20 protein-coding genes are annotated in these 23,285 nt (G+C 59.8%); 6 read left to right on the forward strand and 14 right to left on the reverse strand.

Annotation, left to right across the window (positions count from 1 at the left end; all coding sequences use genetic code 11):
- Positions 1–185: 185 nt before the first annotated feature.
- The 4 genes from ACIQU2_RS25210 to ACIQU2_RS25225 are packed head-to-tail and all read right to left on the reverse strand — an operon-like array spanning position 186 to position 6,485.
- Entirely contained in the window at positions 186–1,550 is a 1,365-nt protein-coding gene (locus ACIQU2_RS25210) for a heavy metal sensor histidine kinase (RefSeq protein ID WP_403144741.1), read from the reverse strand.
- Positions 1,540–2,217, reverse strand: coding sequence for a heavy metal response regulator transcription factor (locus tag ACIQU2_RS25215; protein WP_007916978.1), 678 nt, complete (start codon positions 2,215–2,217; stop codon positions 1,540–1,542). The genes ACIQU2_RS25210 and ACIQU2_RS25215 overlap by 11 nt, the downstream gene beginning before the upstream one ends.
- Before the next feature lie 9 nt (positions 2,218–2,226).
- Positions 2,227–5,328: a multidrug efflux RND transporter permease subunit gene (locus ACIQU2_RS25220; RefSeq protein ID WP_403144744.1), complete on the reverse strand. Its 3,102-nt coding sequence runs from the start codon at positions 5,326–5,328 to the stop codon at positions 2,227–2,229.
- Positions 5,325–6,485 carry an efflux RND transporter periplasmic adaptor subunit gene (locus tag ACIQU2_RS25225; protein WP_403144747.1) on the reverse strand — a complete coding sequence of 387 codons (1,161 nt, stop codon included), beginning with the start codon at positions 6,483–6,485 and terminating at the stop codon, positions 5,325–5,327. Before ACIQU2_RS25225 ends, ACIQU2_RS25220 begins: the two co-directional genes overlap by 4 nt.
- Before the next feature lie 290 nt (positions 6,486–6,775).
- Here ACIQU2_RS25225 and ACIQU2_RS25230 point away from each other — a divergent pair, with 290 nt between their 5' ends.
- A complete protein-coding gene (locus ACIQU2_RS25230; RefSeq protein WP_008147542.1) occupies positions 6,776–7,033 on the forward strand; it encodes a hypothetical protein in 258 nt (85 codons plus the stop codon).
- Between the two features lie 141 nt (positions 7,034–7,174).
- Complete coding sequence (locus ACIQU2_RS25235; protein ID WP_403144750.1) at positions 7,175–8,314, forward strand: transporter substrate-binding domain-containing protein; 1,140 nt, start codon at positions 7,175–7,177, stop codon at positions 8,312–8,314.
- A 60-nt stretch (positions 8,315–8,374) separates the two neighbouring features.
- On the opposite strand, the gene ACIQU2_RS25240 is transcribed toward ACIQU2_RS25235, so the two are convergent.
- The 5 genes from ACIQU2_RS25240 to norR all read right to left on the reverse strand — a co-directional run bounded on the left by ACIQU2_RS25240 (position 8,375) and on the right by norR (position 12,787).
- Entirely contained in the window at positions 8,375–9,124 is a 750-nt protein-coding gene (locus ACIQU2_RS25240) for a YkgJ family cysteine cluster protein (protein WP_403144753.1), read from the reverse strand.
- An 83-nt stretch (positions 9,125–9,207) separates the two neighbouring features.
- A complete protein-coding gene (locus ACIQU2_RS25245; RefSeq protein WP_403144755.1) occupies positions 9,208–9,534 on the reverse strand; it encodes a hypothetical protein in 327 nt (108 codons plus the stop codon).
- A gap of 43 nt (positions 9,535–9,577) precedes the next feature.
- A complete protein-coding gene (locus ACIQU2_RS25250) occupies positions 9,578–10,036 on the reverse strand; it encodes an N-acetyltransferase (protein ID WP_347803196.1) in 459 nt (152 codons plus the stop codon).
- A gap of 27 nt (positions 10,037–10,063) precedes the next feature.
- Positions 10,064–10,966, reverse strand: coding sequence for a chemotaxis protein CheV (locus tag ACIQU2_RS25255; protein ID WP_008147551.1), 903 nt, complete (start codon positions 10,964–10,966; stop codon positions 10,064–10,066).
- A 270-nt stretch (positions 10,967–11,236) separates the two neighbouring features.
- The gene (norR, locus tag ACIQU2_RS25260) at positions 11,237–12,787 is read right to left on the reverse strand and encodes a nitric oxide reductase transcriptional regulator NorR (protein ID WP_403144760.1); all 1,551 of its coding nucleotides are present in this window, start codon (positions 12,785–12,787) and stop codon (positions 11,237–11,239) included.
- 156 nt (positions 12,788–12,943) lie between these two features.
- On the opposite strand from norR, the gene hmpA reads away from it, so the two are divergent.
- A complete protein-coding gene (gene hmpA, locus ACIQU2_RS25265; protein WP_403144761.1) occupies positions 12,944–14,125 on the forward strand; it encodes an NO-inducible flavohemoprotein in 1,182 nt (393 codons plus the stop codon).
- A 32-nt stretch (positions 14,126–14,157) separates the two neighbouring features.
- On the opposite strand, the gene ACIQU2_RS25270 is transcribed toward hmpA, so the two are convergent.
- The 5 genes from ACIQU2_RS25270 to ACIQU2_RS25290 form a co-directional block, all read right to left on the reverse strand.
- Entirely contained in the window at positions 14,158–14,814 is a 657-nt protein-coding gene (locus ACIQU2_RS25270) for a transcriptional regulator (protein ID WP_403144764.1), read from the reverse strand.
- Positions 14,815–14,906: 92 nt separating this feature from the next.
- On the reverse strand, positions 14,907–16,034 hold the full coding sequence (locus ACIQU2_RS25275) for an NAD(P)/FAD-dependent oxidoreductase (protein WP_403144766.1): 1,128 nt from the start codon (positions 16,032–16,034) through the stop codon (positions 14,907–14,909).
- Positions 16,035–16,092: 58 nt separating this feature from the next.
- Positions 16,093–17,040, reverse strand: a complete 948-nt coding sequence (locus ACIQU2_RS25280) for an ornithine cyclodeaminase family protein (RefSeq protein WP_403144768.1) — start codon at positions 17,038–17,040, stop codon at positions 16,093–16,095.
- Positions 17,041–17,181: 141 nt separating this feature from the next.
- A complete protein-coding gene (gene rhlB, locus ACIQU2_RS25285) occupies positions 17,182–18,669 on the reverse strand; it encodes an ATP-dependent RNA helicase RhlB (protein WP_403144770.1) in 1,488 nt (495 codons plus the stop codon).
- A gap of 97 nt (positions 18,670–18,766) precedes the next feature.
- Positions 18,767–19,423: an alpha/beta hydrolase gene (locus tag ACIQU2_RS25290; protein ID WP_347803203.1), complete on the reverse strand. Its 657-nt coding sequence runs from the start codon at positions 19,421–19,423 to the stop codon at positions 18,767–18,769.
- 467 nt (positions 19,424–19,890) lie between these two features.
- Here ACIQU2_RS25290 and ACIQU2_RS25295 point away from each other — a divergent pair, with 467 nt between their 5' ends.
- The 3 genes from ACIQU2_RS25295 to ACIQU2_RS25305 all read left to right on the forward strand — a co-directional run bounded on the left by ACIQU2_RS25295 (position 19,891) and on the right by ACIQU2_RS25305 (position 23,274).
- Positions 19,891–20,919 carry an amino acid ABC transporter substrate-binding protein gene (locus ACIQU2_RS25295; protein ID WP_283189070.1) on the forward strand — a complete coding sequence of 343 codons (1,029 nt, stop codon included), beginning with the start codon at positions 19,891–19,893 and terminating at the stop codon, positions 20,917–20,919.
- A 65-nt stretch (positions 20,920–20,984) separates the two neighbouring features.
- On the forward strand, positions 20,985–22,166 hold the full coding sequence (locus ACIQU2_RS25300; RefSeq protein ID WP_283189069.1) for an amino acid ABC transporter permease: 1,182 nt from the start codon (positions 20,985–20,987) through the stop codon (positions 22,164–22,166).
- 10 nt (positions 22,167–22,176) lie between these two features.
- Complete coding sequence (locus ACIQU2_RS25305; protein WP_403144774.1) at positions 22,177–23,274, forward strand: amino acid ABC transporter permease; 1,098 nt, start codon at positions 22,177–22,179, stop codon at positions 23,272–23,274.
- Positions 23,275–23,285: the final 11 nt, after the last annotated feature.

A 23,285-nucleotide genomic window follows, 5' to 3' on the forward strand; every position in this document is an offset into this window, starting at 1 on the left:
CGCCACAGTTGTGCAGGCCGACAAATCGGAAGAAGACAGGGATTGATCAATCGAAGTATGCTTTTTCATGGACTCGCCCTCGCTGTCGTTGGCTGTTTAGACTGCCACCGTGGCGCATTGACGCCTCGGCTTGGGCGAGTCCATCCAATTACAGGACCGGGTGCAGTCCGGGCATCGCGTTGGGGTTAAACGGGGAGATGGATGCCGAACGTATTCATCCCATGATCACTGCGCACAAACACATCCCCCCCATGCATCAACGCAATTGCCTTGACGATCGCCAACCCCAAGCCATGGTTATTCCCACTGTTGCTGCGCGACGCATCGACCCGATAAAAACGCTCAAACAACCGCGGTAAATGCTCGCTGGCAATCGGCGATCCAGGGTTCGCAACCCCGATGCTCACCTGATGCTCCTCAACCTCGATCCGCACCTCAATCACCTGGCCAGGTTCGGTGTGTTGCACCGCATTGCTTAGCAGATTAATCAATGCCCGGCGTAGATGAGCGATCTCGATCCGCACCTGGGCATCACCACTGACCTGCACCTGAACCTGCGCGTCTTCAAGAATGAAATCCAGATACTCCAACGTCGTCGCCACTTCGTCAGCCAGCGACGTAGAGGTCAGTTTGGTGGCTTTGCTGCCCTGGTCTGCGCTGGCGAGAAACAGCATGTCATTGATGATCGAGCGCAGTCGCTCAAGCTCTTCAAGGTTCGATTGCAGCACTTCAAAATAGTGTTCGGCGGATCGCCCGCGAGTCAGCGCAACTTGGGTCTGGCCGATCAGGTTGGTGAGGGGCGAGCGCAGTTCATGGGCCACGTCCGCGTTGAACGACTCAAGGCGCGAGTAAGCCTGTTCGACCCGCTCCAGTGTTGAGTTAAATGAATTGACGAACTGATTCAGTTCCGGCGGTAGCGGCGACAATTGCAGACGACCGGACAACAACGGCGGCGCCAGCCGCTGGGCTTCCTGGGACAACTTGATCAGCGGTTTGAGGCCGATCCGCGCCACCCAATAACCGAGGGCCGACGCCAGCAACACGCCGATGATCGCCAGGCTGATTAGGGCAATCAGCAGATGATGTTGAGTCTGCAGAAACGTCTCGGTGTCGATGCCGATCATGAAGCGTAACGGCGGGCGCTGATCCTTGGCCGGGAACTGGCTGACCAGCACTTTCAGCGGATAAGGCTGGTCCGGCAGATTCAAGTCGCGCATGCCCAGCGGCCCTTCGGCAAAGGCGCGGATCTGCGGCGTCAGGTTGCCGTATTCGTAGTGCGGATCACCGCTGATGATCCAGAAACTGATGCGTTTGTCTTCCTCGCCGAGCAGCTTGAGCTTGTTGTTGATCTTCACCCAATGCTCGGGCGTGCCGTAACGGCCGACGGTGGATTCGAGCACGCTGTAGCGCGCGTCCAGCTCAGCTTCCGGCAACAAACCCAAACCTTTATCGACCTGCTGGTACAGCGCCCAGCCGATCAACAGAAACACCAGCAGCGCCACCAGCGTGAACATCCCGCTCAGGCGCAGCGCAATAGAATTACTGGACACCACGGCTCTCCAGCACATAACCCATGCCACGAATCGTGTGCAGCAGTTTCTCGTCGAACGGCCCGTCGAGCTTCGCTCGCAAGCGTTTGATCGCGACTTCGACGACGTTGGCATCGCTGTCGAAATTGATGTCCCAGACCATTTCGGCGATGGCGGTTTTCGACAGAATTTCCCCTTGCCGCCGCGCCAGTACGCTCAGCAGCGAGAACTCCTTGGCGGTCAGGTCCAGGCGCGTGCCGGCGCGGGTGGCCTTGCGGCTGATCAAATCTATCCACAGGTCGGCGATGCTCACCTGCACCGGTTCGTGACCGCCGCTGCGACGGGTCAGCGCTTGCAGGCGCGCCACCAGTTCGAGGAAGGAAAACGGTTTGCCAAGGTAATCGTCGGCACCGTCGCGCAGGCCTTTGATCCGGTCTTCCACACGCTCGCGGGCGGTGAGCATGATCACCGGGGTTTGCTTGCGCGCACGTAATGCGCGCAGTACGCCGAAGCCGTCGAGGCCCGGCAGCATGACGTCGAGGACGATCACCGCGTAGTCGCTTTCCAGCGCCAGGTGCAGGCCTTCGACGCCATCGCGCGCCAGGTCCACGGTGTAACCCTGTTCCGTCAGGCCGCGGTGCAGATAATCCGCGGTTTTTTCCTCGTCTTCGATAATCAGAACGCGCATGACCCCGCCTCAGTCTGTGGTCGTCAGCACCGGCATCGGTGCGGGTTTGGGCTGATGGAACAGCCGTTCAAGCCACAAGTATATGACCGGAGTGGTGAACAACGTCAGCGCCTGGCTCACCAGCAAGCCGCCGACCACCGCGATCCCCAAGGGCTGGCGCAGTTCGGCGCCGGTGCCGTAGCCGAGCATCAGCGGCAACGCGCCGAGCAGGGCGGCGAGGGTGGTCATGATGATTGGCCGGAATCGTGTGATACAGGCCTGGTAGATCGCTTCTTCCGGCGACAGCCCGCCCTTGCGCTGCGCTTCGAGGGCGAAGTCGATCATCAGGATGCCGTTCTTCTTCACGATCCCGATCAGCAACACCAGCCCGATCAGCGCCATGATCGAAAAGTCCTGGCCGCAAATCCACAGCATGATCACCGCGCCGAGTCCTGCCGACGGCAGCGTCGAGATGATGGTCAGCGGATGGACGAAGCTCTCGTAAAGCACGCCGAGAATGATGTACACCGCCACCAACGCCGCCAGGATCAACCATGGCTGACTGGCCAGCGAACTCTGGAACGCCTGGGCCGCGCCCTGGAAGTTGCCGCTCATGGCGGCCGGCATGCCGATTTCGGCCTTGGCCTGGTTGAGCATGATCACCGCATCGCCCAGTGCCACACCGGGCGCGAGGTTGAACGATAGGTTGGCGGCGGGGAACATGCCGTCATGGGCGATGGACAGCGGGCCCACGGTCGGCGCATCGAATTTCGCCAGCGCTGACAGCGGCACCATTTCCCCGCTCAGCGGCGAGCGCAGGTAGAAATAGTTGAGGCTTTCAGCCTTGCCGCGCTGCTTGGTGTCCAGTTCCAGAATCACGTTGTACTGGTTGATCTGAGTCTGGAATTCATTGATCTGCCGCTGGCCGAAGGCGTCGTACAGCGCTTCATCGACATCGCTGGCGGTCAGGCCGAAACGCGCGGCGGCGCTGCGGTCGATGCTGATGTGGGTGATGCTGCCGCCCAGTTGCAGGTCGTTGGAAATGTCGCTGAACGCCGGGTTGGCGCGCAGTTTTTCCGTCAGGCGCTGGGTCCAGGTGCTGAGGGTCGCGCCGTCGTTGCTCTTGAGCACGTATTGGTACTGCGCGCGGCTCGGGCCGGAGCTGAGGTTGATGTCCTGCCCGGCGCGCAGGTACAGCACGATGCCCGGGACTTTCATCAGTTGCGGACGAATCCGGTCAATGAACTGGCTGGCGGAGACGTCGCGGTCGCCGCGCTTTTTCAGGGAGATCCAGAAGCGACCGTTGGCGATGGTCTGGTTGCTGCCGGAGACGCCGACCGAGTGGGAAAACGCCGCGACCGCCGGATCTGCGGCGACGATTTCGGCCATCGCCAGGTGTTTTTTCACCATGTCGCCGTAGGAAATATCGGCGGCCGCTTCGGTGGTGCCGAGGACGAAACCGGTGTCCTGCACCGGGAAGAAGCCCTTGGGGATAAAGATGTAACCGGCAATCGCCAGGCCCAGAGACAGGCAGAACACCCCGATCATCAGCTTCTGGTGGGCTAGGGCGCGGCGTAGAAGTTTTTCATAGCCTGTCAGCAAGCGTTCGCCAAACGTAGGTTTGCTGTGGGCGTGATGCACCGGCGCGCGCATGAACAGCGCGGCAAGCGTTGGCGCCAAGGTCAGTGAGACCACCACCGAAATCATGATCGTCGAAGTGGCGGTCAGGGCGAATTCCTTGAACAGCCGCCCGACCACGCCGCCCATGAAGAGCAACGGAATAAACGCCGCCACCAGCGAAAAGCTGATGGAGACCACGGTGAAACCAATCTCGCCGGCACCTTTGATCGCCGCCTCGCGCATGCCGTCGCCAGCCTCAAGGTGACGGTGAATGTTCTCTACCACCACAATCGCATCGTCGACCACAAACCCCACGGCCACCACGATCGCCACCAGCGTCAGGTTGTTCAGGCTGAAACCCATGATGTACATCAGGGCGAAACTGGCGATCAGGGACACACCGAGCACCGACGCCACGATCAGGGTCGCTGACAACTGCCGCAGGAACAGCGCCATCACCGCCACCACCAGCATGATCGCGATCAGCAGGGTGACTTCCACCTCATGCAGCGAAGCGCGGATAGTCTGGGTGCGGTCGATCAACACCTTGACCTGCACCGAGGCCGGCAGCATGGCCTCCAGCGTCGGCAGGGCCGCTTGAATACGGTCGACGGTCTCGACGATGTTGGCCCCCGGTTGCCGGAAAATCACTAGGTTCACCCCCGGCTGACCGTCAGCCCAGGCCTGGATGTAGGCATCTTCCGAACCGTTGACGACTTTGGCCACATCCTTGAGGTGAACCGGGGCACCGTCCTTGTAGGAAACGATGAGTTGGCTGTATTCCTCAGGATGGAACAACTGGTCGTTGGTCGACAGCGTCGAAATGCTCGACTCACCGTACAACGCACCTTTGGCCAGGTTGAGGCTGGTGTTCTGGATCGCCAGACGAATGTCCGCCAGCGTCAGGCCGATGGCCGCGAGCTTGTCCGCCGAGGCCTGTACGCGGATCGCCGGACGTTGCTGGCCGGTGATGTTGATTTGGCCTACACCGTCGATCTGACTGATCTGACGGGCGAGCAGGGTTTCCACCAAGTCGCTGAGTTCGGTGCCGGGCATCTGGGTCGAGTTGACGCTGAGGATCAGTACCGGGCTGTCGGCCGGGTTGACCTTCCTCCAGGTCGGCAGGGTCGGCATGTCTTTGGGCAGTTTGCCGGCGGCGGTGTTGATCGCGGCCTGCACTTCCTGAGCGGCGGTGTCGATGCTTTTGTCGAGAGTGAATTGCAGGGTCAGGATGGTCGAGCCCAGTGCGCTGCTCGAGGTCATCTGGGTCACGCCGGGGATGGCGCTGAATTGCACTTCAAGCGGCGTGGCCACCGACGACGCCATGGTCTCCGGGCTGGCACCGGGTAATTGCGCGGCCACCTGAATGGTCGGAAATTCTGCTTCCGGCAACGGCGCGATGGGCAGGCGCGGGAAGGCGATAACACCGAGCAGCACCAGTGCAAAAGTCAGCAGGATCGTCGCCACCGGATGGTCGATGCACCAGGCAGAGACCGAGCCATGGCCCTTCATGGTTTCGGCTCCGATTGGACCACTTGCGGCGGGTCAGTCACTACGTGCACCGTCGAGCCGGGCTTGAGCCGCGACTGGCCGTCGCTGACCAGCACGTCGCCCGGTTTAACGCCTTTGATGATGTCCTGGCCGCTGCCTTGATAGACCATTTGTACGGTGACGGTTTCGACCTTGTCGCCGTTGACCCGGTACACGAAATGTTGATCGAGACCGCGTTGTACGACGGTGGGCGGCACCACCAGCGCATCTTTATCCAGCGCTGTCTGAATTTTTACCGTCACCAGCAGACCCGGCCAGAGTTTCTGCCCGGGGTTGTTGAATTCAGCTTTGGCGCGAATGGTCCCGGTGTTGGCGTTGATCTGGTTGTCGATCAGGGTCAAATGACCTTCGCCGAGCAGGTTGCCGGTTTCGCCGTCAGTGTCGGCGCCGATGTAGGCCTTCACTTTTGCACGTTGTGGGTCGCCGATCAGACCCTGCAGGGTCGGCAGCATTTGCTGTGGCAGGGAGAACTCCACGGCGATCGGGTCGATCTGGGTCACCGTGAACAGGCCTTGAGCGTCGGTCATGCGCAGGAAGTTGCCTTCATCCACTGTGCGAATACCGACGCGACCGGTCACCGGGGAGCGAATCTGTGTGTAGGAGAGCTGCACCTGAGCGGCGTCGATCGAGGCCTGGTTACCTTGGGCGGTGGCTTTGAGTTGGTTGACCAACGCCTGTTGCTGGTCATAAGTCTGTTTGGAAACGCCGTCGTCCACGCTCAATAACTTGTAACGCTTGAGGTTGACGAGCGCGACTTGCAATTGCGCCTGACTTTCGCCCAATTGCGCTCGTGCCTGATCGAGACTGGCGCGGATCGAGCGGTCATCGATGGTGGCCAACAGGTCGCCTTTGTTCACCGGTTGGCCTTCCTTGACCAGGATTTTGGTGAGGATGCCGTCGATTTGCGGACGCACTACCACGCTGTGCAGCGACAGCACCGAGCCGATGCCGCTGACGTAGCGGAGGACATCTTTTTCGACGACGTTCACTACCCGAACGGGGATAGCAGAGGGCGCGGTCAGTGTGGTGGTAGCGGGCTTGATGGCGTACCACAGGCCCAGCGCTGCCAGAACGATCAGAAGGGCTGCGAGCAGGGCGGGTTTTTTCTGAATTCGCATGCGAGTGGGGCGCCGGAGCTGGATGGTCGGATTTTTTTCAGGTTGATACCTTCCTTTATAAACCTGTTCGCCCGTCAGGAAGGTGACTGCTAACTGACGGCGCTGTCAGTTTGGACCTCTGCGGGTCGACGCCGATCCCCTGTAGATACCGTCTTGACCCTCACCGACCAAGACACAAAACCCGACGGACTCGCTTGCGGCTTGAAGCTTGCTGCTTCCGACACAGGTATACTGCCGCCTTTCGCGGCTCGCTGACCGGGCCCGACTCTATTGCATCACCCGGAGCTTTCATGACTTCCCCGACACAACCGCCGGTTGCCGACGCTTTGAGCGACGACCAGGCAGACCTGCCAGACAGCGTCGACTCCAGCGCAGACAGCGAAACCAAAGCCGAGATCCCGGCGTTCAAGTTCCCGTTCAAGCCGGGCGACCTGGCCGCAGCGAAGAACGCCAGTCAGCCCTGGTACAAGAATGGCGCCAAAAACGGCCATACCAAGACCCCCGGCGCCGCGCCTCCCGGCACTCGTCGCTCAATGGGTAAACGCTGACTGTCAGGCGTTTTGTTGACCGGTAATTGTTTCTCCTGTTTTTGAGACAGTTCCCACAAGGATGAGCGATTCGTCCTCTGGGGAAAAGGTGGCCGCTCGTCGAAGATTCATACCCGTGAATTCTTGATGAAGGCCGCCGAAATGACTCTGGTAAAAACCCTCTCTCTACTGTCGCTGGTGGCCCTGACCACTGGCTGCATGTCGTCTGCGCCCGATCCACAGATCCGTTTCGGCGTCGAAGCGCTGGTTCCGCCGTTCGAGAGCCGTAATGACAAGGGTGAGCTGGTCGGATTAAACATCGAGTTGGGCAACGCGCTGTGTGCCGAACTCAAATCCCGCTGTGTCTGGGTCGACCAGGATTACGCCACCAATATTCATGCCCTTGAAGTCAACCGTTTCGACGTGATCATGCCGATGACCGCCACCTCTGCGCGTCGCGAGCGGGTTGATTTCACCGAAAACCTGTATCCCTTGAGTAACCGTCTGGTGGCTCGCGTGGGCTCGAATCTGCAGCCGGATGCGCAATCACTCAAGGGCAAGCGTGTCGGCGTCCTTGCGGGCACAAGTCGCGAGGCTTTCGCCAAGGCTCGCTGGGCGGCGGCCGGGGTGACGGTGCGCAGTTTCAATTTCAACAACCATTTGGTCGCCAGCCTGTTGGCGGGTGATATCGATGCAACCCTGCAAGACTCGATTGAAATTACCCAAGCGTTATTAAGTCTGCCCCAAGGGCAAGCTTTCGAGTTTGCCGGTGCCCCTCTCAAGGACTCCATGCTGGGCAGTGGCGTGGCCATGGCTGTGCGAAAAACCGACACCCTGCTGCGCGATAACCTGAATGCGGCGCTTGAGCGTCTTAAGCAAAATGGCCAGTACCAGGCGATTACCCAGCGTTATTTGCCACCCGCAGCACCGGAATCACCGCGCTACTTTCCGAATGAGGAAGGTCTGGCATTCTCCGATGCGGTGCAGATCGGCGAGACCATTTACCTTTCCGGGGTGCTCGGCCTAGGGGCTGATGGTGAACTGGTGAAGGGCGGCATCGGCCCGCAGACGACCCAGGTCATGGAGAACTTGCGTACCGCGCTGCAACGCAGCGGTTCGTCCCTGGCTCAAGTGGCCAAATGCACGGTCATCCTTGCCGACATAAGGGATTTTTCCGCCATGAATGCTGTGTATCGCAGTTTCTTTCCGGCGGATCGTTTGCCCGCACGTACGACGTTTGCCGGCAAGTTGGTCGAGAACGCGCGGGTAGAAGTGGAATGTCTGGCGGTGACGGCCAGCTAATTCTTTTGACGACGAGCCACTGCGCAACGGGATTGCGCAGTGGTTCCGAAGTCATGCGTCTTAGGCTGGCCGCAACGAAATGAACGCGTAATTCTCAGGAGCATCAGTCGCCACGTGCGCCCCGGCCGCCTGCACTTGCCCGGCGATGTCCTCGCCCGACACATGAAACAACCAGTCAGCGCCTGACTCAGCCAATGGCTGCGCCGCAACCTGATCGATGACCCTCGCAAACGCGGTCATGTCCGGCAAATAAGCAGTAAAGCCATCGCCCTTCAGTGCTGTAGTCCGAATCCCCAACAACGCGCAAATCGCATCCTTGGTCCGAATGTCATCGCGATCCGCCTGACGGGAGCGCTGGATTAATCCGACCAGTTCCTGATCCACCAATTCACCACCGACAATCAGATCCGGTCCCGTTTCCCACGACTCGGGAGGACATTCCTTCACGGCAATGTTCAGGGGGATGTGCGGATTGATTTCCATCGGGTAGATGCGGCACACCAACGGTCGGCGTTCGTAGATGCGGCAGAGGTTGTCTTCGTCAAGATTCCGGCAAGGACCGACGTTGTAGGCGGCAAAGGTGATGGCTATGTACGCCTCGGATGCGCCGCTTCGAACACTCACCGAACGGCGTTCGGCGTGTTCGCGTTGCTGCATGGGCAGGCCCAGGCCATTGCCCAGGAAACCTTCCACCAGCACGATCACCTGACCGCCATCGGCCGCCCACATCCGGGCTTCGGGCAGGGTCAGGGGCACGTGGTGGTCGTTGCAGCATTTGCCACAGCCTACGCAGGAAAACGTCGTATTCATTGAACGGCCAGTCGCATAAAAGGATATGAAACGGCGACAGAATGCCGCCGCAAAGGCCGCTGTCGAAGCAAGTTATGCGCCAGTCACTGCGCCTTGGCGGTTGGGCGGATGGAGTCCCATTCGGTGACGTAAGCGGTTTTGCTTTTCTTGTTGTACAGACACAGTTCGGTGCCTTGCTGGCCTTTCATGTGTTTTTGCGGGTATTGGCCTTGCAACAGAAGTGCGGTGTAGCCAACCCGGTCATTGAACTGCGCGGCATTGCCCACGGGTTTGGCATTCTTCAGGCCGCTGGCCTTGGTGCAACTGGCGAGCACGGCTTTGTCGTAGGCGGCCCAGGCGTCGGGGCTGGAGGCGTGGGCCTGGGAGGCGAGAGCGGTGAGGCAGAGGAGGGTCAGGGTTGAGGCTTTCATGTTCTGGCATCCGTGGGTGGGTATTGACCAAGGTCTGAGTATGTCAGGCCGGAACCGGTTCCCGGCGGACCACGCGCATTCCGGCGTTTTCATACAAACGCTGCGCCCGAAGGTTGTCTTCCAGCACCTTCAAATCCACAAAACCTTCGCGTCGTTGCTGAAATATCTTGAAAGCATGTAGCAGCAACGCACGTCCTAATCCTTGCCCCTGAGCTCGTGGATGCACTACCAGGTTTTTGATGTAGGCACTTGTCCAGCACTGGCAAACACCCACAATACCTTCGGCATCCAGAGCGATGAAGCACAGGGTCGGGTCGTATTCCGGATCGGTTTCAAATCGCTGCTGCCAGACGTCCAGGGCCGGCACGCGACCGCCACCGTCCTGATAGCCCAGTTCCATCAAACGATGAACGGCGTCTGCCAGATCGGGGCGGTATTCGCTGAGGACGATTTCCTGAGGCCAAGCGATCGCAGGCACACCTTCAGCAAGGTTGCGCCGCATCAGAAAGCAGAAGTCCTCGGCCAAGACTCAATGACCTTGTTCAGCGACAGCCTTGGCCGCTTCGATCAGGCACTTGGTCAGTTCTGGCGAGGAGAACTTGGTCAACACCGCGTTCGCGCCGGCAAGACGGGCCTTTTCGCTGTTCATCGCGCTGTCCAGAGAGGTGTGCAGCAGCACATAGAGGTGCGAGAAGTCCGGGGTTTCGCGCAGGGTTCGGGTAAATGCGTAACCGTCCATCTCCGACATTTCGATGTCCGAGACGATCAGGTTGATCTGCTGGGCCGTGCCTTGCAGGTCCAGCAGGCAGTCGATGGCTTCCTTGGCACTGCGCGCGGTGTGGCATTGCAGGCCGAGGTTGCGCAAGGTGTGAACCGATTGCTGCAACGCCACCTGGCTGTCATCGACCACCAGAATCCGCGCGTTGCCGAGTACTTCGGCGTCCTCCATGCTCAGTTCGGTCGGGGCCGTTTCGATCTGCGCCGGGGCGATGCCATGGATCACTTTTTCGATGTCCAGCACCTGTACCAACGTGCCGTCGACCGAGGTCACGCCAGTGATGTACGAGCGCACGCCGCCAGAGCCAAAGGGCGGCGGACGGATGTCGGTGGTCAGGCAGTGGACGATCTTGCTCACCGCCTGAACGTGCAACCCCTGCTTGGAGCGGCTGACATCGGTGACGATCAGGCAGCCACCGTTCGGGTCTTCCAGCGGTCGTTCGCCGATGGCACGGCTGAGGTCGATCACCGACAACGAGGCACCGCGCAGGGTGGCGATGCCTTTGACGTGGGGATGCGACTCCGGCAGTTTGGTCAGCGGTGGACAGGGAATGATTTCACTGACTTTCAGCAGGTTGATCGCCATCAGCTTGCCGCTGCGCAAGGTAAACAGCAGAAGCGAAAGTGAGTCTGCGCGGGCTTTGTTTGAAGACATAAAAACCTTCTGTGGAAAAAGGTGATGGGCGACCGCGAGGATCGCCAACAGCTATCGATGCCGGGTTATCGACTTGTTGCGGGCAGGCTTTAGGGTTATTCCCCGGTATTGCCGACCAACGCGATCCTAAGTAGCAGCTGCCGAAGGCTGCGTTCGGCTGCGTAGCAGTCGTAAACCCTGTCCCCGGTGCATCAGATACAACACGGTGAATCGTTTGGCGAGGACTTCGTCCTCGGACGCAGCCTTCGGCAGCTGCTACAGGAGATCGGGTTATTTCATGCCCAGGCGTTTGGCCATTCTTCCAAGATTCGCCCGATCCAAGCCTAGCTCACGCGCCGCACTCGCCCAATTGTTATGGTGCCGTTCCAGACAGGCGTTGATCAGTCGACGCTGATAATCCTCGGTCGCCACCCGCAAGTCTCCCGAGACCAAAGCAGCAGGGCTGATTGGGGCTGGCTCGGTTGCAAGCTCAACGCTGCCATTGGGCAAATCCAGATCCGCCGCGCTCAAGCTGAGAATCTTCGGCCGCTCCTTGCAGTTACCCAGTGCTTTCAAGGCACTGCGGCCAATCAAGTGCTCCAGCTCCCGCACATTGCCCGGCCATGCGTACGCCAGCAATGCAGCCTGCGCATCGCTGTTCAGGCGCAGGCTGTTGAGGCCCATGCGAGAGCGGTTTTGCTCCAGGAAGTAGCCGCTGAGCAGCAGCACATCCCGCCCACGATCACGCAGTGCTGGCACCAGCAACGGATAAACGCTCAGGCGGTGATAGAAGTCGGCACGGTAGCGGCCACTGCGCACTTCCTCGGCCAGGTCGCGGTTAGTCGCGGCGATCAGACGCACGTCCACCTGGTGTTCTTTATCCGACCCCAATCGCTGCAGCTGACCACTTTGCAGGACTCGCAGCAATTTGGCCTGGACGGTCAGGGACAGCTCACCGACCTCATCGAGAAACAGCGTGCCGCCATTGGCCAGTTCAAACTTGCCGCGCCGATCGTTCATCGCGCCGGTGAAGGCGCCGCGGACGTGGCCGAACAATTCGCTCTCCACCAGCGTGTCCGGCAGCGCGGCGCAGTTGAGGCTGATGATCGGCTTGTCGGCCCGGGGCGATGCGGCGTGGATGGCTTGGGCGACCAGTTCCTTGCCGACCCCGGTTTCGCCGGTGATCAGCACGGTAAGATCGCTGCCGCCCACCAGATTGATTTCTTCCACCAGCCGTTTGTGGGCCTTGCTCTGGCCAATCATCTCGCGGTTCTGCTGGCCGCTGGCTTGTCGGTAAACCTCGGCACGCTGATGTTCGTCTTCGACACGAGTGGCCAGGCGTTCGATGCGCTCGGCGGCGTTGACCGTGGCGGCGGCGAGGCTGGCGAAGGCTTCCAGGGCGTCCAGCTCGATCGGTTCGAAGCGCTCCGGATCGAGTGCGTCGAGGGTCAGTAAACCCCATGGACGCTCGTCGATAAACAGCGGGCAACCCATGCAGTCGTGGACTTCCAGATGATCATCGAGGCCATCGACCAGGCCGTCGTAAGGGTCGGGCAATACGCTGTCGGCGGCGAAACGGGTCGGGCCGTGGCTGCTGAGCAGCGCTTCGAAACGCGGGTGTTCGCTGACTTTGAAGCGTCGGCCGAGAGTGTCGGTACTCAGCCCGTCGACGGCCAGTGGCACCAGCCATTCGCCATCAAGTCGCAGCAGGGCGGCAGCGTCGCACGGGAGCAAGGCGCGCATGGCTTCGAGCAAGCGCCGATAGCGTTCGCCTTCGGGGAGTTCGCGGGAGAGGTCGGAGACCAGTGGCAGCAGGGTGGTGAGCAAGGCTTTTGCAGTCATAGTGACTCCATGTAGTCGGCATGACTATAAGTCAGTGTGTGTCGATATGACTATAAAGAACTTAACTAATTGATTTATAAGGTTTTATTTTCTGGCACGGAAACTGATAAGTACAAGACAGTCAGTTAGCAATCCAAGTAGATCAGGAGTCGCCTTATGCTTAGCGTTCAAGACCGTGCAATCGTCAAATCCACCGTGCCCTTGCTGGAAAGCGGTGGCGAAGCATTGATCACTCATTTCTACCGCATGATGCTGTCCGAGTACCCGGAAGTTCGCCCGCTGTTCAACCAGGCTCACCAAGCCAGCGGTGATCAGCCGCGCGCCCTGGCGCATGGCGTCTTGATGTATGCGCGGCACATCGACCAGCTCGACCAGTTGGGCGACCTGGTGGCAAAGATCATCAACAAGCACGTGGCCCTGCAAATCCTCCCGGAACACTACCCGATTGTCGGCGCCTGCCTGCTGCGAGCCATCTCCGAAGTGCTGGGCGACGAGATCGCCACACCTGAAGTGATGGCCGCCTGGGGGGCTGCTTACGGTCAACTGGCCGACATCCTGATCGGCGCCGAAACCAGCATCTACGACCAAAAGGAACAGGCACCGGGCGGCTGGCGCGGAGCGCGGGAATTCATCGTGGTGGCCAAGGTCGAGGAGAGTGCGGAAATCATCTCGTTCTACTTCGAACCGGCCGACAAAGGCCCGATTCTGGCGGCAGAGCCAGGCCAGTACATCGGCATGAAACTGATCCTCGATGGCGAAGAGATTCGTCGTAACTATTCGCTGTCGGCCTTGGCGAACAAAGGCCAGTACCGGATCAGCGTTAAACGTGAAACCGGTGGCCGCGCCTCCAACCATTTGCACGATCAACTGCATGTGGGCTCCAGCATCCAGCTGTTCCCGCCATCGGGCGAATTCACCCTGACCGAAAGCGACAAACCATTGGTGCTGATCAGCGGCGGCGTCGGGATCACTCCGACGTTGGCGATGCTTGAAGCGGCGCTGGCGACCGAGCGGCCGGTGCACTTTATCCACTGCGCACGCAACGGTAGCGTTCATGCTTTCCGCGACTGGATCGATGGCTTGGCCGAACGTCATCCGCAACTCAAGCGCTTCTATTGCTACGACGAAGATGATGGCGTGAGCCCGTCGGCGCACAAGGTTGGCCGGTTGAGCCAGGAACAACTGGGCGAGTGGTTGCCGCAACAGCGTGATCTGGACGCGTACTTCCTCGGGCCTAAAGGCTTCATGGCGGCGGTCAAACGTCACCTCAAAGCGCTGGGTGTGCCGGAGAAGCAAAGCCGTTACGAATTCTTCGGACCGGCTTCGTCGTTGGAGTAACGCTAACGCCGGGTGGTCTGCGGCGAGGGAGCTCAGCCCTTCACTTCCTTCAAGTGTTTGTACACCGTCGCCCGCCCCATGTTCAGCACGTTCGCTACATAGTTGGAGGCGCTTTTACCTTTGAAGGCGCCTTCGGCGTGCAGTGCCAGCACCAGTTCGCGCTTATGGTCACGGGTCAGCAGGTTCAGGCTCAGCTGACGTTCGCGCAGCCAGGCGTGGAGGAAGGTGTTGATGCGCTCCTGCCAGTCATCGCGAAACAGCGAGTCCGGTTGCGGAATCAACTTGCTCGGCGACAGGAACAGATCCAGTGCGGCTTTGGCATTTTCGAACAACGAAATATTCAGATTAATGCACAGCACCGCCAGCGGATGACCTTCGCTGTCGCGCAGCACGCTGCTCAGGCTGCGAATCTTCTGACCATCCCAATTGAGCTTTTCGTACGGCCCGATGTTTCGTTCGCTGATCTCTTCGCTGAGCATGTCCTCCAGCGCCGAGTCGTCACCAATTTCCCGTTTGGACAAGTTGTTGGCGATGTAGTCGACCTTCTGGGTACGCAGGTCGTGCAGCACCACCTCGGCGTGAGGAAAGAACAACGTGGCGATGGCATCGGCGATCGCGCGGAAGTTATCCAGCGGCGAGCTCTTCAATGCAGAGTCATCACCGACCGGTTCTTGTTCTTGGGCGTTCATAAAGTGGAGCTCCAGACAGCATCAGCGCCCCGTCAAAAAGGGGCGCTGGAAGTTTGCCGCAATCGTGTCGACACGTCACCTGAGTCTGAACGTCAGCCCAGCCGCGCGGGGGAGAGCATCTCGGTGTTCAGACCGAAGCGAGTCAGTTGCTCAGGCAAGGCTTCACCGCGCACCAGTGCAGCGCTGGCCTGGCCCATGGCCGGCGAGGTCTGGATGCCATAACCGCCTTGTGCCGCTACCCAGAATAACCCCGGCACCTGCGGATCGAAACCGGACAGCAAATCACCGTCGCTCACGAAACTGCGCAAGCCGGCCCAGGTGCGGGTCGGACGGCGGATGGTCAGGGTGGTGGCTTCTTCGATCTGGTAGATGCCCATCGCGATGTCCAGCTCTTCGGGCTGCACGTCGTGCGGTTCTACCGGGTCGGCGTTGGCTGGCGAGCCGAGAAACATCCCCGCGTCGGGCTTCATGTAGAAGGATTCGTCGAGGCTGACCAGCATTGGCCAATGGTGGATGTCCACGCCCTCGGGGCCGGCGAAGATGAACGCCGCGCGCCGCTTGGGTTGCAGGCCCAGTGGTTTGGCACCGGCCAGCTCACCGATTTTGTCGGCCCAGGCGCCTGCCGCGTTGATGATGATCGGGGCGCTGAAGGTCTGACCGTTGGTGTGTACTTGCCATACACCTTCGGCGTCACGGGTCAGGCTCAGGACTTCGCTGTCGGTATGAACTTCGCCCTTGTTGCGTCGGATACCGCGCAGGTAACCCTGGTGCAAGGCATCGGTGTCGATGTCGCTGGCGGTCGGGTCATAAATTGCGCCATGGACTTTTTCCCGACGCAGAATCGGCAGGCGCACGCAGGCCTCGTCGGCGCTGAGCCGCTGCATCTCCGGCACCGTGGCTTTGGCGCTCAGGTATTGATTGTTCAGCTCGTCCGGGTCACCGGTGAAGTCCACGGTCATCTCGCCACGCGGGGTCAGCAGCGGGTGTTCGCAGAAACCGGCCGGCGGCGCGTCGAAGAAGTCGCGGCTGGCTTGGGTCAGCGCCCGAACCTGCGGTGTGCCGTATGCGGCGGTGAACAGTGCAGCTGAACGTCCGGTGGAGTGGTAAGCCGGATGGGACTCGCGTTCGAGCACGATCACTCGGGCGTGCTGCGACAACCAGAAACCGGTGGAAGCACCGGCAATCCCGCCGCCGATGATGATGAAATCTGCCTGGCTCATGAACGTCTCCTGATGGGCGCAAATGCCGAAATTGTAGTGATCCCTTGGGTTTGTGGTGTTAGTGCTGTAGGCGGTAGATGGCATTGGCCAGTGCGATATCTTCCAGGCCCAGACCGATAGAGCGGAAGAACACATGACGGTCGTAGTCGGGGCGCTGGACTTTTTCGCTGAGCAGATCGGGCAGGTCGCCGATGATCGCGTTTTTGTCCCAGCCATGTTGTTCACCGGCAATCAGCATCTCGCCGGCCGAGCCCGGGGTGGTCAGACGATAGTCGCAGAACACTTGCATGTCATTGAGGCTCTGCGGCGGCACCTCGTGGGCACGTGGTGCGTTGGTGCTGATGGAGGTGATCAGCGCCGGTTTGCTCAAGCTTGAAGGGTCGATCACCGGACCTGCGGACGAGGTGCAGAGCATGATCACATCGGCGTCTTGAACCGCTGCTTCACGACTGTCGACGATGGTCAGCCGAGGATCGAGACTTTGGATCTGTGCCAATACTTCGGGATTCTTGTCGCTCAGGCTCGGCGAGTAGAGGCTGATGCTCTGCCAGTCGCGCAGACCTTTGGCGTAGTGCAAGTGCGCCTGGGCGACCTTGCCGCTGCCGATGATCGCCAGGCGTCGGGCCTTCAGCGGGGCGAGGGCGTCGACCGCCACTGCGGTTGTTGCAGCGGTGCGTGCCGTGGTCAGTTCACCGGCATCGCAGAGCAGCAACGGCTGGCCGGTCCGCATCGACATCAGCAGCGTCCAGGCGGTCACCAGCGGGCCTTGTTCACGCACGATGTACGGCGAGGTCTTGACCCCGTAAACGCCGTCTTCGGCCAGTACGCCCAGATAGTTGATGAAGTCGCCAGCGCCCTGTGGAAACTCCACTAGCTGCTGCGACGGTTGCACAGCTTGCCCGGCGGCCAGGTCGCGGAACAGTTTGCGCAGGATCTGCGGCACGTCGACCTGCGCCAGCAACTCGCTGGCCTGAGGTTGGGTGATCACGTAAGGCGTACTGGACATGGTCGGCTCCGGGAGCTGGAAGTAAACTAATTTGTCCATTATGGACTTTTAGTTATCGCGAGCAAGCTCCTGTTGAAAAAAAGCCGGACGAAAAAAAAGCGCAGTCCGTTTCCGGCTGCGCCTCTTTTAGTGCGTCCCGCGTTACGGGCGCTTGCGCTCAACCGCCCGCAGCAGATGCGTCGGTGGCGTTTCGCAGCTGATCTTGCGACCTAGCAGCGCCTCGATGGACGGTAGCTGGTAGGAATCATCTTCACCGGCAAAACTGATGGACACACCATCGGCGCCGGCACGACCGGTACGGCCGATGCGGTGCACATAATCGTCCGGGACTTCCGGCAGGGTGAAGTTGATCACGTGGCTGATGCCGTCGATGTGGATGCCGCGACCGGCAACATCGGTGGCGACCAGTACGCGGATCTTGCCTTCGCGGAAACCTTCCAGGGTCTTGATGCGCTTGTGCTGCGGCACGTCGCCGGACAGCTGCGCGGCGTTGACGCCGTCACGCACCAGGCGTTCTTCGATGCGCCGCACTTCATCCTTGCGGTTGGCAAACACCATCACCCGCTCCCAACCGTTGTCGTTGACCAGGTTGTAGAGCAGTTTGTATTTGTCGGCACCGGCGACGGCGTAGATGTGTTGCTCGACGTTTTCGCTGGCCACGTTCTGCGACTCGATCTCGACGATCGACGGGTCGGTGGTCCATTGCTTGGCCAGGTTCATCACGTCTTCGGTGAAGGTCGCGGAGAACAGCAGCGTCTGACGCTCGTCCTTCGGCGGAGTCTGGCGAATGATCTGACGCACTTGTGGGATGAAACCCATGTCGAGCATCCGGTCGGCTTCGTCCAGCACCATGACTTCGACCATGTCCAGGTGCACGTCACCGCGCTGGTTGAAGTCCAGCAGACGGCCCGGGGTGGCCACGAGGATGTCGCAATGACGGGCTTCGAGGTGCTTGAGCTGCTTGTCGAAGTCCATGCCGCCGACAAACGTCATGACGTTGAGGCCGGTATATTTGGTCAGGTCGGCTGCGTCCTTGGCAATCTGCACCACCAGTTCACGGGTCGGTGCAATGATCAGCGCCCGCGGCTCGCCCATATAACGCTCTTTCGGCGGTGGGGTTTCCAGCAACTGAGTGATGATCGAAATCAGGAACGCTGCGGTTTTGCCGGTGCCAGTCTGGGCGCGGCCAATGGCGTCTTTGCCGGCCAGGGTGAAGCCAAGCACCTGTGCCTGAATCGGCGTGCAATACGGGAAGCCCAGGTCCTGGATGGCGTGCATCAGTTCGGGGGCGAGTTTGAAATCGTGAAAACGGGTTTTGCCTTCCTGGGGGTCGACGGCGAAGTCTTCGAGTTTCCAAGGGATAACCGGCGCTTTTGGCTTGGGTTCGCGACGCGGTCTGGCAGGTTTCGCAGCTTCGCTGCGCGGTTCTTCAGAGGCTTGAGCCTCAACGGGTTGGACGGCCGGTGTGGTCATCGGCTCGTGCTTCGGTACCGCTACGGCTGCGGTCCGGCCAGACTGATTACCGTCGGTGCGGTGGCTGGGATGGTGAGACGGAGCGTTGGAGACTGGCGCGAGCTGCTCAGTCTCGCTTTTACCGAACATTTTCTTGAGTGCTTTGAGCACGGTCATCTCATCAATTGGTTAAGGAATATACGCCGGCCAGTGTAATGCAAGAATCGGGCGCGGCGTAGTGGGATGGATCAATGGGCTGTTTTTACATACGTGGTTAACGCAAGCGCTCGGCGAGCCAGACGCCGATATCGCGAATTTCCTCGGGTAACACTTCGTGGCCCATTGGGTATTCCTGCCATGTCACGGTGACACCAAGCTGCTTTAAATACTCGTAGGCGGTCCGGCCCATGGAGTTTTGAACGACGTCATCATACTGGCCGTGTAAAGACAGCACCGGAATGCGCTGCTGGCTGGCTGAAAGCTCCAGTTCATCGCTGAAGGTCGGCGCATAAGTAGAGAGGGCAAGTACGCCACCCAACGGCCCCTGCCATTTCAGAAAAGCGGTGTGCAACACCACGGCACCACCCTGGGAAAAACCTGCGAGGAAAATCCGCGATGCGTCTATTCCGCCGGCGTGCTGCTCTTGGATCAATTCAAAGACCCTTTGCGCGGACGCTTCCAGCTGCTCGCGGTTGATCGCGCGAGCCGGGCTCATGGCCAATATGTCGTACCAGCTCGGCATTTCGTAACCACCGTTGATGGTCACGGCGCAGGTCGGTGCCTGAGGGAGAACGAAGCGGGTGGTCAGCAGGGTTTCCTGCAACGCCTCGGCCACCGGCAAGAAGTCGTAGCGATCGGCGCCCAGGCCGTGCAGCCAGATAACGCAGGCGTCTGCGGGCTTGACGGGTTGAAGAATCAAGGGCTCGGTCATGGTTGCTCCAATATTGTGCAGGCGCTCTCATTGGGTGCGAGATCTGAGTGCGCGCCTGGTTGATCAGTTAAGAAGATGTCGCAAGGCTACAAGTTTTGCTATTGACCTGTCGCGCAATCGCTTCGGCGAGCGGTCTGGTACGGGCTTTGCTATGGGAAAACGGTGCAACCCATCTCGCGCCTTGCGGTAACACTATCAGTGTACTGCTGGCGATGGGATAGCAAAGAATCCGGTGATGGATGTTCGCCAGTGGCCGCTACGGGCTTCGCGAACGTGAAAGGGCTACAGCCCGTTCGGCCGATTGGTGAGAAGTGAGTTGTCCATGATGTGGATTTTCTCCTACTAGACTCATAGCGCAGGTCTTACGTCGGTTGACCCCAAAAAAAGCCAACACGGGTCAACAACGCCTCATAAGGGTGCGACTGGACTCAAGCTCCGACACAACAAGAGCAAAACTGGAGGTTTGAATGAAGATGTTGAAATCCACCCTGGCTATCGTGACTGCAGCCGCAGTACTCGGTGTCAGTGGGTTCGCTCAGGCGGGTGCAACCCTGGATGCAGTGCAGAAGAAAGGTTTCGTACAGTGCGGTGTAAGTGACGGTCTGCCGGGTTTCTCGGTTCCGGACTCCACTGGCAAGATCATCGGTATCGATGCTGACGTCTGCCGCGCTGTGGCCGCTGCCGTTTTCGGCGATGCGACCAAGGTCAAATTCAGCCAGTTGAACGCCAAGGAGCGCTTCACCGCGCTGCAGTCCGGTGAAATCGACGTGCTGTCGCGTAACACCACCTGGACCAGTTCGCGCGATTCGGGCATGGGTCTGGTGTTTGCCGGCGTGACGTACTACGACGGCATCGGCTTCCTGGTGAACAACAAACTGGGTGTGAAGAGCGCTAAAGAGCTCGATGGCGCCACCATCTGCATTCAAGCCGGTACCACGACCGAGCTGAACGTTTCCGACTACTTCCGCGGCAACGGTCTGAAATACACCCCGATCACCTTCGACACCTCCGATGAAAGCGCCAAGTCGCTGGAATCCGGTCGTTGCGACGTGCTGACCTCCGACAAATCCCAGCTCTACGCACAACGCAGCAAGCTGGCGACCCCGACCGACTACGTCGTTCTGCCGGAAACCATCTCCAAGGAGCCTCTGGGCCCGGTCGTGCGTAAAGGCGACGAAGAGTGGTTCAGCATCGTCAAGTGGACCCTGTTCGCGATGCTCAACGCTGAAGAAATGGGCATCACCCAGACAAACGTTGAAGCTGAAGCCAAAGCCACCAAGAACCCGGACGTTGCTCGTCTGCTGGGCGCTGACGGTGAATACGGCAAAGACCTGAAAGTGAAGAAAGACTGGGTCGTTCAGATCGTCAAGCAAGTGGGTAACTACGGTGAAGTGTTCGAGAAAAACCTCGGCAAGGGCACTCCACTGGCCATTGACCGCGGGCTGAACGCTCTGTGGAACAACGGCGGCATTCAATACGCACCACCAGTGCGCTGATGGTTCTATCACCCGGTGGGCCAACCGCCGGGTGATGTTCTGTTCCATTCTTTGCGGGGCACTTCATGCAAAATTCAATCGGCGCACCAAAGCAGAGGCTCAGCCTCAGCGATCCAAAAGTGCGTGCGTGGCTATTTCAGATCATCACCATTGTGGCGGTGGTCTCGATGGGCTGGTATCTGTTCGACAACACGCAGACCAACCTTGAACACCGGGGCATTACCTCCGGCTTCAGCTTTCTGGAGCGCAGTGCCGGTTTCGGCATCGCTCAACACCTGATCGACTACACCGAATCGGACAGCTATGCCCGGGTGTTTGTCATCGGCTTGCTCAACACCCTGCTGGTGACCTTCATCGGCGTGATCCTGGCGACGATCCTCGGGTTCATCGTCGGCGTATCACGGCTGTCGAAGAACTGGATCATTGCCAAGCTGGCGACTGTTTATGTGGAAGTCTTCCGCAACATTCCGCCGCTGCTGCAAATCCTGTTCTGGTACTTCGCGGTGTTCCTGACCATGCCAGGGCCACGCAACAGCCATAACTTCGGCGACACCTTCTTCGTCAGCAGCCGCGGCCTGAATATGCCTGCAGCGTTGGCGGCGGACGGTTTCTGGCCGTTTGTGGTCAGCGTCGTCGTGGCCATCGTCGCCATCGTGCTGATGTGCCGCTGGGCCAACAAACGCTTCGAAGCCACCGGCGTTCCGTTCCGCAAGTTCTGGACCGGCCTGGCGCTGTTGCTGGTGATCCCGGCGCTGTGTGCGCTGATCTTCGGCGCCCCCGTGCATTGGGAAATGCCGGAGCTCAAGGGCTTCAACTTCGTCGGTGGCTGGGTGCTGATCCCGGAACTGCTGGCGCTGACCCTGGCCCTGACCGTGTATACCGCGGCGTTCATCGCCGAGATCGTGCGTTCGGGCATCAAGTCGGTCAGCCACGGCCAGACAGAAGCGGCGCACTCGTTGGGATTGCGCAACGGTCCGACCCTGCGCAAGGTGATCATCCCGCAAGCCCTGCGCGTGATCATTCCACCGCTGACCAGCCAATACCTGAACCTGGCGAAGAACTCCTCGCTGGCGGCCGGTATCGGTTATCCGGAAATGGTCTCGTTGTTTGCCGGTACGGTGCTGAACCAGACCGGGCAGGCGATCGAGGTGATTGCCATCACCATGAGCGTGTACCTGGCGATCAGTATCAGCATTTCTCTGCTGATGAACTGGTACAACAAGCGCATTGCGCTGATCGAGCGGTAAGGAAAAGCGCATGACGACTCATACTTTCAAACCTGACATGCCACCCCCGAGCCGCAGCATCGGTGTCGTGGCGTGGATGCGCGCCAACATGTTCTCCAGCTGGCTCAACACCCTACTGACCCTGTTCGCGTTCTACCTCATCTACCTGGTGGTGCCGCCAATCCTGAGCTGGGCGATCCTCGATGCCAACTGGGTTGGCACCAGCCAGGCTGACTGCACCAAGGAAGGCGCCTGCTGGGTGTTCATCCAGCAACGCTTTGGCCAGTTCATGTACGGCTACTACCCAGTGGACCTGCGCTGGCGCGTTGACCTGACCGTATGGCTGGCGGTCATCGGCGTGGCACCGTTGTTCATCTCGCGCTTCCCGCGTAAAGCGGTGTACGGGCTGAGCTTTCTGGTGGTGTATCCGATTGTTGCCTGGTGCCTGCTGCACGGCGGCGTGTTCGGCCTGAGCGCCGTGGCGACCAGCCAGTGGGGCGGGTTGATGCTGACTCTGGTGATCGCCACCGTCGGTATTGCCGGTGCATTGCCGCTGGGTATTGTCCTGGCACTGGGCCGTCGTTCGAACATGCCGGCGATTCGCGTGGTCTGCGTGACCTTCATCGAATTCTGGCGCGGCGTGCCGTTGATCACGGTGCTGTTCATGTCCTCGGTGATGCTGCCGTTGTTCCTGCCTGAAGGCATGAACTTCGACAAACTGCTGCGGGCGCTGATCGGCGTGATCCTGTTCCAGTCGGCTTACGTGGCCGAAGTGGTGCGCGGTGGTCTGCAAGCGATTCCCAAAGGTCAGTACGAAGCGGCTGCAGCGATGGGCCTCGGTTACTGGCGCAGCATGGGCCTGGTGATTCTGCCGCAAGCCCTGAAGATGGTGATCCCTGGCATCGTCAACACCTTCATTGCGCTGTTCAAGGACACGAGCCTGGTGATCATCATCGGCCTGTTCGACTTGCTCAACAGCGTCAAACAAGCCGCCGCCGACCCGAAATGGTTGGGCATGGCCACCGAAGGCTATGTGTTCGCGGCCCTGGTGTTCTGGATTTTCTGTTTTGGTATGTCCCGCTATTCCATGCATTTGGAACGTAAGCTGGACACTGGCCACAAGCGTTAGGAGCGTAGTTT

Source organism: Pseudomonas sp. NPDC098740 (assembly GCF_044760065.1).
In the GTDB taxonomy this organism is placed as follows: Bacteria; Pseudomonadota; Gammaproteobacteria; order Pseudomonadales; family Pseudomonadaceae; genus Aquipseudomonas; species Aquipseudomonas rossensis.